Here is a 14,882-nt window from a genome sequence, read left to right on the forward strand (position 1 = left end):
GAAATATATAACGTGCCAAACAATTGATGATTCCAAAGTGATAAGTTCCTCATTTTCTTGCCAACTGACTTATTCCTTTCATAAATAAACCTGATAGTTACCACAAAATACATGACTGCCCATAGATGGCAGTGACTATAACTCGATGAACTCAGGTGAAACGGATGGCTCTTTTACACAAACCTTCATTGCTAGCAGTGGCAATTGGTAGCTTGTTAACTACAAGCGCACACGCTGATTTGTTTATTTCACAATATGTGGAAGGCGGCAGCTATAACAAAGCGGTTGAGATTGCCAATAGTGGCGATAGCAGCATTAGTTTAGATGGTTACTCATTGGCGAAATCTGCCAATGGCAACGGATCATGGGGTGCCACTTTACCTTTAGATGGACACGTTTTAGCACCCGGTGAAGTACTCGTGGTCGCACATTCTAGTGCGAGTGATGAGATTAAAGCTCAAGCTGACATCATTAATGCCTCTATCGCCAATCATAATGGTGACGACCCGCTGGCTATCTTGAATTCAGACGGCTCGGTACATGATGTTGTTGGTTTGATGGGCGATGTGGACTGGGGCAAAGATGTTACTTTGGTTCGTGCGACACAAACACCTTCTGCGACGTTTGATGCTTCACAATGGGTATCGCTACCAAAAGACAGCATTGAAGGCCTAGGTTCACTAGACAGCGTTGAACTGCCAGAAGCGTTCACTTGTACACAAGATGGCTCTGACCCAGTATTCACCACCATTCAAGAAATCCAAGGTGAGGGCGCTACATCGCCATTCATCGATGGCTACCCGTACATCACCGACGATGAATATTTCGTAAAAGGTGTGGTAAGTGCGGTAACAACAGGCCTAACTAAAGGCTTCTACCTGCAAGCACTTGAGGATGATTTCAACTCAAGCACTTCTGAGGGTCTATTTATTCATACCAACCAGTCGAGCTCAGAGCTAGTAGCCGGTGATGTAGTGTGTGTGAAAGGCAAGGTTCAAGAATACTACAGCCACACTCAGCTGAAAGTAGAAAACAACCAATGGCTAAAACAGGGCGAGCAGCAGGCACCTGAAGCTACGGCGATTGAAGTGCTAGACAGTGACGAGAACTTCGCTGCAACGCTTGAACGCTACGAAGGCATGTTGGTGAAAACAACCGAAGCACTTGATATGCGTGTGACGCGTGCCTTTGGTTATGACTACGCAGGTCGTCGTAACAACATGGTACTGGCGCATGAGCGTATTAACATGCAGCCGAACCAGCTTTTCGCCGCGGGATCTGACGAAGCGAAGCAGCAAACTGAAGACAACGCAGACCGCCGTCTTTTCGTTGAAACCGATCAAAAAGCGGCTGATGGACAAGTCCCTTTCTACCCAGATTTTGGCCGCACTGATATCGACCAAGATGGTTCAACAGAAGATTACATCCGCATTGATGACACCATTGTTGGCCTAGAAGGCGTGCTGACTTACAGCTACGGTGAGTACCGTTTAATTGCGACTAACCAGATCTCGGCTGAAAACTATGTGCGTAACGATCCGCGTACCGACAAACCAGACATGGATGAAGGCGACCTACGTATTGCGACCTTCAACGTATTGAACTACTTCAACTCTCCATTTGGTGGCGACGCGAATCAGCACGGCAATAACCGTGGCGCGAACACCATCACTGAGTTTGAGATGCAGCAAGAGAAGATTGTGAACGCGATTCTTCGCTTAGATGCAGACATCATTGGCTTGATGGAAATTGAGAACAATGGCTTTGGTGAAGGCTCTGCCATTCAGCAACTTGTAAACCAACTGAATGATCGCATTGAGCGTAAGAAAGACCGTTATACCTTTGTGGCTGTCGACTCGAACGAAGACGGCGTAACCGACGAGATGGACTCGATTGGTACCGATGTAATCACAACCGGTGTTATCTACCGTAAGAAGGTGGTTAAGCTTAAAGACAGCCGTGTTATCGCGATGCCAAGCCAACAAGCACCAGAGGTGTTAGACGATTCAGGCAAGGTGATTGAAGACGGTAAGAACTACCAACGTGACTCATTGGCGCCAACCTTTAAAGTTAAAGGCACCAAAGAGAAACTCACCGTAGCGATCAACCACTTTAAATCGAAAGGCTCTAAGTGTTGGGAAGATGCTGCTCCGATTGAGCAGGGCGGCCAAGGCGGCGTTGATGCCGATAAGCAAGGTTCATGTGAGAACTTCCGTGTTGCTGCGGCGGTTGCATTAGGTGAAGCGCTCGATGGCATCAAAGGTCACAAAGTGATCCTGGGTGATATGAACTCGTACGGCATGGAAGATCCAATGCTGGTGCTAACCGATTACTCGGAAGAGAAATACGGCAAGCAGATCAAAGCAGCTCGTAATACCTACATTGATGGTGTTGAGCAGTTTGGTGATAGCGGTGCGGTGATTACGAAGAACTACGGTTATATCAATGTTGTGGCTCAAAAGCACCCAGACAGCTGGAGCTACTCATACAATGATGAAGTTGGCGCTCTAGACCACCTGCTGATCAGCGAAAGCCTGAAAGATAGGGTTGTCGATGCTACCGATTGGCACATCAATGGTGGTGAGTCGACGTTGTTTGACTACAACGAAGAGTACAAAGGTGACCTACCTAAGTACCAAGATCACTTCCGTTCATCGGATCATGATCCTGCCGTTCTTGAGCTAAGAGTAGGCGGTTCATTTGGCTTCGGTGCTCTTATGTCACTATTTGGCTTAGCAATGTGGCGTCGTCGTAAGTAGCTCAATCACAAATAGATTGGCTTGCCATACAAGTAAGCCAATTCAGATAACTTAACGCTATCTGTAAACAATTAAGGTCAACTTAGGTTGGCCTTAATTATTGGCGAAATGCAGTTTCCACTTGCCTTTCGCTATGGGTATTGCACAATACCGCCCCTATATCTCCCAATCCTTTAGTATTTAGCAAACGATTTCGACCCATGTTACTTATCATCGATAACTACGACTCTTTTACCTATAACTTGTATCAGTATTTCTGTGAGTTAGGGGTAACTGTAAAAGTTGTACGCAACGATGAGATTGATATTGCGGGCATCGAAGCACTGAATCCTAGTCACCTTGTTATCTCGCCGGGTCCTTGTACACCGGATGATGCGGGAATCTCTCTGCAAGTTATAGAACACTTCGTTGGCAAGTTGCCGATCTTAGGTGTGTGTCTTGGTCATCAAGCCATTGCTCAAGTGTTTGGTGGTGAAGTGGTGAGAGCCAGACAAGTGATGCACGGTAAAACCTCGCCAATATGCCACAATGGCAAGAGTGTTTTTCAAGGTCTCAATAACCCTCTGACTGTGACACGTTACCACTCACTCGTGGTGAAAAATGGCACGCTACCAGACTGCTTTGAGCTGACGTCTTGGACGGAGTTTGAAGATGGCAGCATGGATGAGATCATGGGTTATCAACACAAAACCTTGCCGATTGATGCGGTGCAATTTCACCCTGAATCGATTAAAACAGAGCAAGGACACCAGCTTCTCGCTAACTTCCTAGCACGCTGAGTGTTTAAATTTGACTCTTTCTCCGTCTAAATAAGCCAGTTTAACGTATTCCATTACCCGTTAAGCGTTTAAATTCGGGCGCTACGCGTCTTCATCCCTCTGACGCCGATCACTTTTTATAACATTTCTCCCTCGTCAGGCTAAGTTTTTAGCCTATGCAAAATTATTCGCGTTATTTCGTCTCGAACCCAATATACCGCAATGCCAGTAAGGCTTTGCTGTTGCTGGTTATACGTTTAGGTAAAAAAAGCTTCATAAAACAGATTAATTGATGCATAAATAGTCATAGGTAGTGACGTTTAGCTGGTTGTAAGGGATGGCTAAAGAATAATCTACTATTGAAAAGGTTAATTAAATGTAAATATAATGCTGCAGCGGGATTATGGCGAGACAAAATATCTTTGTCTCACTTATGAACCATTACGCTTATTTGCGAAGCTTGCGGTATCGAGAAGGAATGTACGATGACAGTGGAAAATAAAGTAGAACGTAGTCTGTTTAATGAGGTGATGGTGCCTTGTTATAACCCAATGGAAATGATCCCAGTAAAAGGGGAAGGCGCACGCGTTTGGGACCAACAAGGCCGAGAGTATATCGACTTTGCTGGTGGTATCGCTGTGAGCTGTTTGGGTCACTGTCACCCAGCAATGGTTAATGCTGTTACCGAGCAAGCAAACAAGATTTGGCACCTAAGTAATGTAATGACTAACGAACCTGCACTGCGTCTAGCGAAGAAGCTAACTGACGTATGTTTTGCAGAAAAAGTATTCTTTGCGAACTCTGGTGCAGAAGCGAACGAAGCAGCTCTAAAGTTAGCTCGTCGTTGGGCGGCGGATGTTCACGGTCCTGAGAAATCTGAAATCATTGCATTCAAACAAGGTTTCCACGGTCGTACTTTCTTTACTGTAACGGTGGGTGGTCAAGAAGCTTACTCTGATGGCTTCGGTCCTAAACCGGGCGATGTGACTCACTTGCCTTACAATGATATTGCAGCGCTAGAAGCGCACATCTCTGATCGCACTTGTGCCATCATGATGGAACCTCTGCAAGGCGAGGGCGGTATCATTTCTCCAACGTCTGAATTTGTGAACACCGTTCGTGAACTGTGTGACAAACACAATGCACTGCTTATCTTTGATGAAGTGCAAACAGGTAATGGCCGTACTGGTAATTTCTATGCTTACCAAGGTCTAGGTGTAACACCAGACATCTTGAGCACAGCAAAATCTCTAGGTGGTGGTTTCCCTATCGGCGCAATGCTAACAACTTCTGAACTTGCGACACACCTAAAAGTTGGCACGCACGGTTCTACTTACGGTGGTAACCCACTGGCGTGTGCAGTAGCAGAAGCCGTTGTTGATGTAGTTAGCCAACCTGAAACTCTGGCTGGCGTGAAAGAGCGTGAAGCTCTGTTCCGCGATGGCCTAGCTAAGATTAACGACAAGTATCAAATTTTCAGTGAAGTTCGTGGTAAAGGCCTACTACTAGGTGCTGCGCTTAACGAAGAGTGGCAAGGACGTGCACGTGACGTATTAGTAGCAGCAGGCGAACAAGGCTTGATGGTACTGGTTGCGGGTGCAAACGTGGTTCGTTTTACTCCATCACTGGTTATCACTACACAAGAAATTGAAGAAGGCTTATCAAAACTAGACAAAGCAATCGCTACGCTAGTTTAGCCTGAGCGGCGTCATAGGAATGATCGCCACTAGAGCGATCCCATGACGTTCTGCTAAAGGCCCAAGCTTCTGGTTTTGGGCCTATTTTGCATCTGGAGGGAATATTGATGCTAGTTGTTCGCCCAATAAAACTATCTGATTACGATGCGCTGCATACCTGCGCCGTTGAGTCAGGACACGGATTCACATCTCTTCCGGTTAACGAAGAACTGTTAACTAACCGAATTACCCATTCTGAATACAGCTTTGCGAAAGCAGACGTGACCGAACCCGGTGATGAAGGCTATCTAATGGTGGGTTTCGACGCTGAAACTGGCGAAGTTGCTGGTACAACGGGTATCGAAGCTTCCATTGGCTGGGATGTGCCTTTTTACTCGTACCACATCAGTAAAGTGGTTCACTCTTCACAGCGCCTTAAAGTGAATAACGTGGTTAAGCTGTTGACGTTTGGTAATAACTACACAGGCTGCAGCGAAATTTGTACGCTGTTCTTACGTCCTGATTACCGCAAAGGCTTAAACGGTCGACTGATGTCTAAGTGTCGTTTCCTACTGATGGCTGAGCACCCAGAGCGTTTCTCAAAAACGATCTTTGCTGAGATGCGTGGTGTATCAGATGCGGAAGGCAATTCTCCTTTCTGGCAATGGCTGCAAGAACATTTCTTCTCGATTGACTTCACGCTTGCCGATTACCTAACCGGTATTGGTAAGAAAGGCTTCATTGCTGACCTAATGCCTAAGCTACCTATCTACGTGAACCTACTGAGCAAAGAAGCTCAAGCGGTGATCGGAGAGGTACATGACAATACGCGCCCTGCACTTAAGTTGCTGGAACGTGAAGGTTTCACCAACCGTGGTTATGTCGACATCTTTGATGCAGGCCCAACGGTTGAGTGTGATCTAAGAAACATCGAATCTGTGCGTCACTCAATTCGAGCACAGGTTCAAATTGCAGAGCACTCTAGCTCTAAAGACTTCCTAATTGGTAATACCTCGTTTGAGAACTTCCGCGCAGTAGCCGCGAAAGGTGCGTATGACCAAGCAAGCGACACAGTGATTTTATCATCTGAAGTAGCAAGCGCTCTTGAAGTAAAAGAAGGCGAATTCGTTCGCATGTTGGCTCAATAAGAGCGGCGATTATCTGTCGAAGATTTTAAGGATAGAAGTATGACTCAGTGGATAGCAGGACAGTGGGTGGCAGGTCAAGGTGACGCCATGACATCAGTAAGCCCATACAACAATGAAGTAGTGTGGCAGGGTGATAGCGCAACACCAGCACAGGTTGAATCTGCAGTAGCATCAGCTCGTGAAGCCTTCTTGGTTTGGAAAAAACTGAGCTTTGCAGAGCGTGAAGCGATCGTGTTGAACTTTGCTGAAAAAGTTAAAGAGAACAGCGAAGAAATCGCACAAATCATCGCTAAAGAGACGGGTAAACCGATTTGGGAAACTCGCACTGAAGCGGGCGCAATGGCGGGCAAGATTGCTATTTCCATTCGTGCTTACCATGAGCGTACCGGGGAAGCTTCACGTGAAGCGGCAGGCAACCAGATTGTACTTCGTCACCGTCCATTAGGCGTGATGGCAGTATTTGGCCCTTATAACTTCCCTGGTCACCTACCAAACGGTCATATTGTTCCTGCACTGCTATCGGGTAATACCGTGGTATTTAAGCCTTCAGAGCAGACACCTTGGACGGGTGAGTTTACGATGAAACTATGGCAAGAAGCGGGCCTTCCAGCTGGCGTAATCAACCTAGTACAAGGCGCTAAAGAGACAGGTATCGCACTAGCCGATGCTAAAGGTCTTGATGGCGTGCTGTTCACAGGTAGTGCCAATACCGGTCATATCCTGCATCGTCAATTCGCGGGCCAACCGGGCAAGATGCTGGCACTAGAAATGGGCGGCAACAACCCTATGGTGATCAGCGACCAATACGGTGATGCAGACGCAACGGTATACACTATCATCCAATCAGCTTTCATCAGTGCGGGTCAACGTTGTACATGTGCTCGTCGTTTGTACGTGCCTGTTGGCGAGAAGGGCGATCTGCTACTCGATAAACTGGTCGCAGCTACGCAAAAGATTCGTGTCGATCAGCCTTTCGCGGAACCAGCTCCTTTCATGGGCCCTCAGATCTCTGAAGCTGCCGCTAAATTTATTCTAGACGCGCAAGCTAATCTGCAATCGTTAGGTGGTGTCAGCCTAGTAGAAGCAAAAGCGGGTCAGGCGGCGTTTGTTTCTCCTGGTATTATCGACGCAACCAACATTGCTGAACTGCCGGATGAAGAGTACTTCGGTCCACTGCTACAAGTGGTTCGTTACCAATCGCTAAAGCAAGCGGTTGAGCTAGCTAACGACACTCGTTTTGGTTTGTCTGCGGGTCTTGTATCAACAGATGATTCTGAATGGGAATACTTCGTTGACCATATCCGTGCGGGTATTGTTAACCGTAACCGTCAGCTAACAGGCGCAAGTGGTGATGCACCATTTGGTGGTCCGGGTGCTTCAGGCAACCTACGCCCAAGTGCTTACTATGCGGCGGACTACTGTGCTTATCCTATGGCTTCAATGGAAGGCGGTGAAACTCAACTTCCAGCAACGTTTAGCCCGGGTATTGAGCTTTAATTTAGGCTAATGAGTCTTAGGCTCATGCGTTAAGCTTGAAATAGGGAAGTGGTGTTATCGCTTTCCTTTTCCATCACGTCCGACACCTAGATTGGGCGGTAGATAATAATAGAAAAAGTATGTCACAGGCTGATGGCTGCTGACTCTGTGTCTCAGCCTCTCCCTCTCTTATCCAAATTACTAGCTTGCTAGAACCTTTGACAAGGAGTCACCATGACGCCCGATCTACTCTTTAAATCACTTTGGGACGATTACATTCACAGGCTTTGTCCATCGGCTGAGAAAGTGCATCACTTGCTGAAAGAAGACGAAGCGCTGATTAATGATCACATTGCATTGCGTACTTTCAATGTTGCTCCTTTGGGTATTGAAACATTAGCGAAGCCTTTCCTAGAGTTAGGCTATAAGGCGTGTGGCGACTACTTGTTTGAGAGCAAGAAGTTGGTGGCTAAGCATTACGAGCACCCAAATCCAAAACAACCAAAAGTGTTCATTAGTGAGTTGAAGGTAGAAGAGTGTTCAAGTGACTTGCAACAGATCGTTGCTAAGTTGGTTGAGCAAGTGGACTCAAGTAAGCTTCAAGGTCATGAGTTCTTGTTTGGTGGTCGTCTTTGGGATTTGAGCTTCGCTGACTTCCAAGTACTAGCGAAAGAGAGCGAATACGCGTCTTGGCTCGCGGCTCATGGATATGGTGCAAACCACTTTACGGTGAGTGTGAACCAGCTAAATGAATTTGATGAAGTGCAGGCGGTGAATGACTACCTGAGCGAGTCAGGCTTCACAATCAATGCATCTGGCGGTCAGGTTAAAGGCTCTCCAGAGGTCTTATTAGAGCAATCATCAACAATGGCAGACAAAGTCCCAGTTTCATTTGTTGAAGGCAATGAGATGATTCCTGGCGGCTTCTATGAGTTCGCTAAGCGTTATGCGATGGTCAACGGTGAGCTTTACACAGGTTTTGTTGCAGCATCAGCTGACAAAATCTTTGAGAGCACCAACGGTTAACAAAAGGTACGAGCACGGACTTTGTCCTAGAGATTCGAGTACGCTTCGCTTCGAGGAAGTTTACAAATAGGATTCTGTGAGTTTTTATCGTATCTCGCATCTGCTCTCTGGGTCTTCAGAAAACAAAAAAGCCACCAAATTCGCATTTGGTGGCTTTCAAATTTTTGGCTCAGTTAATCGAGATTAACGAGTGCCGTATACCACGATAGTTTTACCGTGTGCAGAAATTAGGTTCTGCTCTTCTAGCATCTTCAAGATACGACCAACGGTCTCACGAGAACAACCAACGATCTGGCCAATCTCTTGACGAGTGATCTTGATTTGCATGCCGTCAGGGTGAGTCATTGCATCTGGCTGTTTCGCTAGGTTTAGTAGCGTTTGAGCGATACGACCTGTTACATCAAGGAACGCTAAGTCACCAACCTTTTGGCTAGTTACTTGTAGACGGTTTGCCATTTGCGCTGAAAGGCGCATTAGGATATCTGGGTTCACTTGGATAAGTTGACGGAATTTCTTGAAAGAAATTTCAGCTACTTCACAAGGAGATTTAGCACGAACCCAAGCTGTACGCTCTTGGTCTTCTTCGAACAAGCCAAGCTCACCGATGAAGTCGCCTTGGTTTAGGTAAGAAAGAATCATTTCCTTACCTTCTTCGTCTTTGATAAGAACTGCCACAGAACCTTTAACGATGTAGTACAAGGTTTCTGCCTTTTCACCAGCATGAATCAAAGTACTTTTTGAAGGGTACTTATGAATATGACAGTGTGAAAGGAACCACTCTAATGTTGGATCGGTTTGAGGTTTACCTAGAACCATAATATCTCACTTCCTCTGCAGGGTATGCTTGCCGCTTTCCGTATTTTAGCTAAGCCTGGATTGACTTGTAGGATAAGAGCACTCGTTGAGTGCTGCAAGCTATCTTGTGTTTCGTTTAAGAATAGTATCCTTTTTCAGGTACTATTTCTTGATTTTAATCGTGACCAAGCTACGATTTTTTACGCAAAATTGTGCACATGATCACGGTATGAAAAGTAATCAACCAGAATGTCGTTTTGTTAACCTATTTTTCCGGTTTCGATGAGTTGTTGCAGGATTGGCCTCACAATGAGCTCCATAGCAAAACTCATCTTGCCGCCTGGCACTACTAGCGTGTTATGACGAGACATAAACGAGCCATCAATCATAGCCAGAAGGTAGGGGAAATCGACGTTTTTGATGCCACGCAAACGTATAACTACGAAGCTTTCGTCTAAACTTGGAATCCCTTTGGCGTTGAGAGGGTTAGATGTATCTACGGTTGGAACACGCTGAAAGTTGATGTGAGTGCGCGAAAATTGTGGGGTAATGTAGTTAAGGTAATCATCCATCGAACGAACAATGGAATCCATTACGGCTTCGCGTGAGTGGCCACGATCGCGGGTGTCACGAACGAATTTTTGAATCCACTCTAGGTTTACGATAGGTACCATGCCAATCAGCAAATCGACGTGTTGAGAAACGTTAATGTCGCCATCAACCACACCGCCGTGCAGGCCTTCGTAAAACATCACATCGGAGTTTTCAGGGATCTCCTGCCATGGCGTAAAGGTGCCTGGCATTTGATTGTAAGGCACGGCTTCATCGAAGGTGTGCAGGTAGCTTCGTACTTTACCTGTGCCTTCGTTACCGTATTTACGGAAGAACTCTTCTAGCGCACCAAAATCGTTGGCTTGTGGACCAAAGTAGCTGATGTGCTTACCTTGCTCGCGCGCTTTACGGATCTCGACATCCATCTCTGGGCGAGTGAAGCGATGGAAACTATCTCCTTCAACCCAAGCTGCCTTCACGTCCATCATATTGAACATTTTACGGAAGGCTTCTGAGGTGGTGGTGGTGCCGGCTCCAGATGAACCCGTCACCGCAATAATTGGATGTTTAGCGGACATGACAACCCTTGTCTTTTGAGTAACTTACTTGTTAGCAATCGTTTACCACTATAACACGGCTCCTTTATGAGCGCAGCTTAGAAGCGTTTTGTGACTTGAATATCAACGGTTTCATGGAGCTCAGAAAACACAATTCTGACTTCTCCTGAAGCTAATTGATGTTTCACTTGATCAATCTTGTTTTGCAGTGAAACCTCTACGTCGCCGTAGTCTGTGCCTTCACGCAGCACGAACTCTTTGATGAGGTTTTCCAGTGTCTCTGGCGCAATGTCTTGCCATGGGATGATCATAAATACTTCTCTCTTTTATGTTCATAAATAGGTTTATTGATGTAGAAATGCGTGTGCTTAGTATTGTTTTACTTCTATTTACTAAGGCTCGGTCATTATGCCGAATCTTGGATACTTTCATAGTAGGCAGGCAAGGCTTCTTCTAACCAAAACCTTGGCTTGAGTGTACTGCCAGTAATAAACCCAACATGGCCGCCTTTTTGAAACAGTCGATAATCGATGTTATCGGGCAGAACAAATTTTGGGATCACATCATCGGTCATGAAAGGGTCGTCTTTGGCATGAATGATCTGAGTCGGTAGTTTGATCTTATTGAGCTTAGGCAGAGCAGAACATTGCGCATAATAATCTTGGGCATTTTTGAAGCCGTGCAGAGGCGCAGTGATTCGTTCATCAAACTCATACAGTTTGGTGATGTTCTTGATGGCTTCAGCGGTGATGCCAAGTTTTTCCTGCAGCAGGTTAACCTTTTTTAGCGCATTCGATTTTAGAGAGTTGAGCAGGTACTTCTTATAGAGCTTGGAGAAACCACGCTCAATACGACTAGAGCAACACGCTAAGTCAAAAGGAGCAGATACGATGGTCGCCGCCGACAGCAATGGGTCGTCTGCGTACTCAGCCAAATAGTTCGCCAGCATGTTTCCACCTAAAGATATGCCAACCGCAACCTTAGGGTTATTCGGAAACTGGGCGTGCAGGTGTCTTAGAAAAAAGCGCGCATCTTCGACTTCACCTGAATGGTAAGCGCGAGCCAGGCGATTGGGTTTTCCGCTGCAGCCTCTGAAGTGCATCATCACGGACAACCAACCATCTTTAGCAAACGCATTCATTAATCCATTGGCATAAGGGCTCTCAAAGCTACCTTCTAAACCGTGGAATAGAACGAATATCGGCTTGCTACTGCGATCATTTTTATTTGAGGTGTCACCGTCTGGTGATTCGCTCCAAGCAAGATCAAGAAAGTCACCATCGGGTGTTTCTAAGGTTTGCCAGTGAGGATGAAACAGCGCCTGCTTCCTAATAAACCGTGGCACTAAGGTTTGTAAGTGCGGATTAGAGAGACCAGCAGCTGCGGTAAATATTGTCATAAAAACGATCCATGCTTCTTTATACGGGTTTTGATAACGTGTTGAGTTTGTAACGAAACGCCCACGTTTTTATTTGAGCTTGGTTGATTCTCGGCATAAGCGCAAGGCTTCACTTATACGAGATACAAAAACAGACTATGGGTAACCGTTTGAATAATATCAAGGTTAAGCTTGGATCTTGATTGAATAAAAGGGAAAGAGAACGAGCTAGGGCTGTGGTGCTGGTTCAGAAAAAGCGTCGCAGAGGTTTTCAGCCCCTAATAAACGACAGTACTGAAAAGTGAGCGGTGATTGCTGGTTAGCGTACAGTTGTAGGGAGTTTATACAGTCGACCAGATCGGACTGTTGTTGCTTTTCAAGCTGTAACTCAAACTTTAGCGCTTCACGGTATAGAGAGTCGACAACGTGTGCTTTGAGATGTTTACGTAGCTCTCGATAGCTATGAAGCAGGGTTTCAGAGCGGCTTAAACACTGTTGAACTTTATGCCACTCTTCTTCAGCAAAAGACAATTGCTGCTCATCAAGCCATTTGAGAAGCAGCAGTAGATTGACGTTGCCGTGGAACTGGTTTTGCAAAGCTAAGCACGCATCCTTTACACCGCGCACACTGTAATACTGAAGGCTAAATTGCCATAGTCGTTCCAGTGTTAGTGATATTGGGGCGTGCTCTGGGCTCATAAGCTATCCATATCCTGTTCCATCTGCTCAAGCTCTTCTTGAGTGGACATCCAATCCATTTCAACTTCTTCTAGCTGTGACTTACTGCTCGCTTGGAGAGCGAGTACTTTATTCAGTTTAGCCTTATTTTCAGCTTCATACAGTGATGTGTCGGATAATTCTTGCTCAGCTTCTTCAAGAGCCTGCGTTAATTTATCCATCTGCTTTTCAAATTGAGTGAGCTTTTTACGAAGTGGTGCCGTCAGTTTACGGAACTCGGCTTCTTTACGTTTCTGCTCTTTTTTCGCTGCTGCACTGTTGGCGCCGTCTTTGGCTGGTGCCAATGCTTGTGCTTCTTTGCGCTCAACTTTCTGTTGCTCGGTTAGCCACTTGTAGTAATCGCTTAAGTCACCATCAAACGGTGCGACTTGGCGGTCGTGTACAAGGTATAAATCATCGGTAGTTGCACGCAGTAGGTAACGGTCGTGCGATACGATAACCATTGCGCCTTCAAACGTCTGCAGGGCAAAAGTCAGCGCTTGACGCATGTCGAGATCCAAGTGGTTGGTTGGTTCATCGAGTAGCAACAGGTTTGGTTTTTGCCATACCAGTAGCGCTAATACTAAACGCGCTTTTTCACCACCTGAGAAGGGTGCTACTTTATCAAGTGCTTTTTCACCTTGGAAACCGAAGCTACCTAGGTAATCACGCAATTGTTGCTCGGTGTGTTTAGGGGCAATCTGCATCATGTGCTGCAGCGGTGTTTCTTCTGGGTGCAACGTTTCTAACTGGTGCTGTGCAAAGTAACCAATCTTAACGCCTTGCGAATAACTCAGTTCACCGCCTTGCTGTTTCAGTTCGCCAGAAAGCAGTTTAATCAGTGTTGATTTACCAGCGCCATTTCGGCCAAGCAAACCAATACGACTGCCCGGTACTAGGTTCAAGCGAATCTTTTCTAGAATCAGATTGTCATCATAGCCCGCTGATACTTCATCCATCATCATGATTGGGTTTGGTAGTGCGTCTGGTTCTCTAAATTCAAAGCTGAATGGATTATCAAACTGAGCAGGCAGCACTTGTTCCATTTTCTCTAGCGCTTTAATACGGCTTTGCGCTTGGCGAGCCTTTGAAGCTTTGTAACGGAAACGGTCAATGTAGCTCTGCATGTGAGACATCTGTTTCTGCTGCTTTTGGTACATCGCTTGTTGCAGAATCAGTTTTTGCGCTCGTTGGGTTTCGAACGATGAGTAGTTACCCGTGTACTCATTGAGCTGTTGGTTTTCAACGTGCACGATGCGGTTGACGATAGGGTCTAAGAAGTCTCTATCGTGCGAGATAAGCACTAGCGTGCCAGGGTAGCTTTGTAACCAACGCTCGAGCCACATTACTGCGTCTAAATCCAAGTGGTTGGTAGGCTCATCGAGTAGCAGTAGGTCACTGCGACACAGTAGGGCTTGCGCTAGGTTCAAACGCATACGCCAACCACCTGAGAATTGAGTCAGGTTCCATGTCATTTGTTCTTGGCTAAAGCCTAGGCCATCCAGTAACTCGGCAGCACGTGCCTTTATGCTGTAACCACCAATGGTTTCAATCTTGCCGTGGATCTCTGCTACCAATGTGCCATTGTCGGCTTGTTCAGCTTTCTCTAGTTGATCTTCAAGGCCGCGGTATTCACGGTCGCCATCAATCACGTATTCAATTGCTGTTCTTTCTAATGCAGGTGTTTCTTGAGCAACCCAAGCCATTTCCCAATGGGCTGGTTTACTGAATGAACCCGCATCAATAGACAGTTCGTCCTTAATTAAGGCGAATAGCGTAGATTTACCACAGCCGTTTTTACCAACCAAACCGATCTTGTCGCCAGGGTGAAAAGTCGCAGATGCTTGGTCGAGGAGTGGCTTACCGCCGCGTAGCAATTGAATATCAGAGAAAGTAATCATAATTGAAATAGCATAGAAATTAGAGGTGAACAGACGCCTGCATAGTAGGCTGAAACCAGATAAAAGTCGATCACAATGCAATTTGCGTTATGATGCCAATAACATATTAATAACTTTTGCTTAAATTCTTGTGGCCTTG

At 46.1% G+C, this 14,882-nt stretch carries 12 protein-coding genes; 6 read left to right on the top strand and 6 right to left on the bottom strand.

Annotation, left to right across the window (positions count from 1 at the left end):
* Window positions 1-164: 164 nt before the first annotated feature.
* From LMH68_RS09385 to LMH68_RS09410, 6 genes are all read left to right on the top strand, one after another.
* A complete protein-coding gene (locus LMH68_RS09385) occupies window positions 165-2,759 on the top strand; it encodes an ExeM/NucH family extracellular endonuclease (protein ID WP_229647425.1) in 2,595 nt (864 codons plus the stop codon).
* Between the two features lie 200 nt (window positions 2,760-2,959).
* Window positions 2,960-3,538: an aminodeoxychorismate/anthranilate synthase component II gene (locus tag LMH68_RS09390; protein ID WP_229647426.1), complete on the top strand. Its 579-nt coding sequence runs from the start codon at window positions 2,960-2,962 to the stop codon at window positions 3,536-3,538.
* 464 nt (window positions 3,539-4,002) lie between these two features.
* A complete protein-coding gene (locus LMH68_RS09395) occupies window positions 4,003-5,214 on the top strand; it encodes an aspartate aminotransferase family protein (protein ID WP_048605374.1) in 1,212 nt (403 codons plus the stop codon).
* Window positions 5,215-5,321: 107 nt separating this feature from the next.
* Window positions 5,322-6,341, top strand: a complete 1,020-nt coding sequence (gene astA / locus LMH68_RS09400; RefSeq protein WP_017061116.1) for an arginine N-succinyltransferase — start codon at window positions 5,322-5,324, stop codon at window positions 6,339-6,341.
* Between the two features lie 39 nt (window positions 6,342-6,380).
* A complete protein-coding gene (astD, locus tag LMH68_RS09405) occupies window positions 6,381-7,838 on the top strand; it encodes a succinylglutamate-semialdehyde dehydrogenase (protein WP_229647427.1) in 1,458 nt (485 codons plus the stop codon).
* A 213-nt stretch (window positions 7,839-8,051) separates the two neighbouring features.
* Window positions 8,052-8,843, top strand: a complete 792-nt coding sequence (locus LMH68_RS09410; RefSeq protein ID WP_413755009.1) for a DUF1338 domain-containing protein — start codon at window positions 8,052-8,054, stop codon at window positions 8,841-8,843.
* A 183-nt stretch (window positions 8,844-9,026) separates the two neighbouring features.
* On the opposite strand, the gene crp is transcribed toward LMH68_RS09410, so the two are convergent.
* The 6 genes from crp to LMH68_RS09440 form a co-directional block, all read right to left on the bottom strand.
* Entirely contained in the window at window positions 9,027-9,659 is a 633-nt protein-coding gene (gene crp, locus LMH68_RS09415) for a cAMP-activated global transcriptional regulator CRP (protein ID WP_004729651.1), read from the bottom strand.
* A gap of 239 nt (window positions 9,660-9,898) precedes the next feature.
* Window positions 9,899-10,768 carry a phosphoribulokinase gene (locus LMH68_RS09420; protein ID WP_010435210.1) on the bottom strand — a complete coding sequence of 290 codons (870 nt, stop codon included), beginning with the start codon at window positions 10,766-10,768 and terminating at the stop codon, window positions 9,899-9,901.
* Window positions 10,769-10,845: 77 nt separating this feature from the next.
* Window positions 10,846-11,058, bottom strand: coding sequence for a YheU family protein (locus LMH68_RS09425; RefSeq protein WP_229647428.1), 213 nt, complete (start codon window positions 11,056-11,058; stop codon window positions 10,846-10,848).
* Between the two features lie 95 nt (window positions 11,059-11,153).
* Window positions 11,154-12,146: a hydrolase gene (locus LMH68_RS09430; protein WP_019825349.1), complete on the bottom strand. Its 993-nt coding sequence runs from the start codon at window positions 12,144-12,146 to the stop codon at window positions 11,154-11,156.
* Between the two features lie 207 nt (window positions 12,147-12,353).
* Window positions 12,354-12,824 carry a TIGR02444 family protein gene (locus LMH68_RS09435; protein ID WP_017066206.1) on the bottom strand — a complete coding sequence of 157 codons (471 nt, stop codon included), beginning with the start codon at window positions 12,822-12,824 and terminating at the stop codon, window positions 12,354-12,356.
* On the bottom strand, window positions 12,821-14,743 hold the full coding sequence (locus LMH68_RS09440) for an ABC transporter ATP-binding protein (RefSeq protein WP_017061112.1): 1,923 nt from the start codon (window positions 14,741-14,743) through the stop codon (window positions 12,821-12,823). Before LMH68_RS09440 ends, LMH68_RS09435 begins: the two co-directional genes overlap by 4 nt.
* Window positions 14,744-14,882: the final 139 nt, after the last annotated feature.

Origin of the sequence: Vibrio sp. F13 (assembly GCF_020806305.2) — a bacterium.
GTDB lineage: Bacteria > Pseudomonadota > Gammaproteobacteria > Enterobacterales > Vibrionaceae > Vibrio > Vibrio crassostreae_C.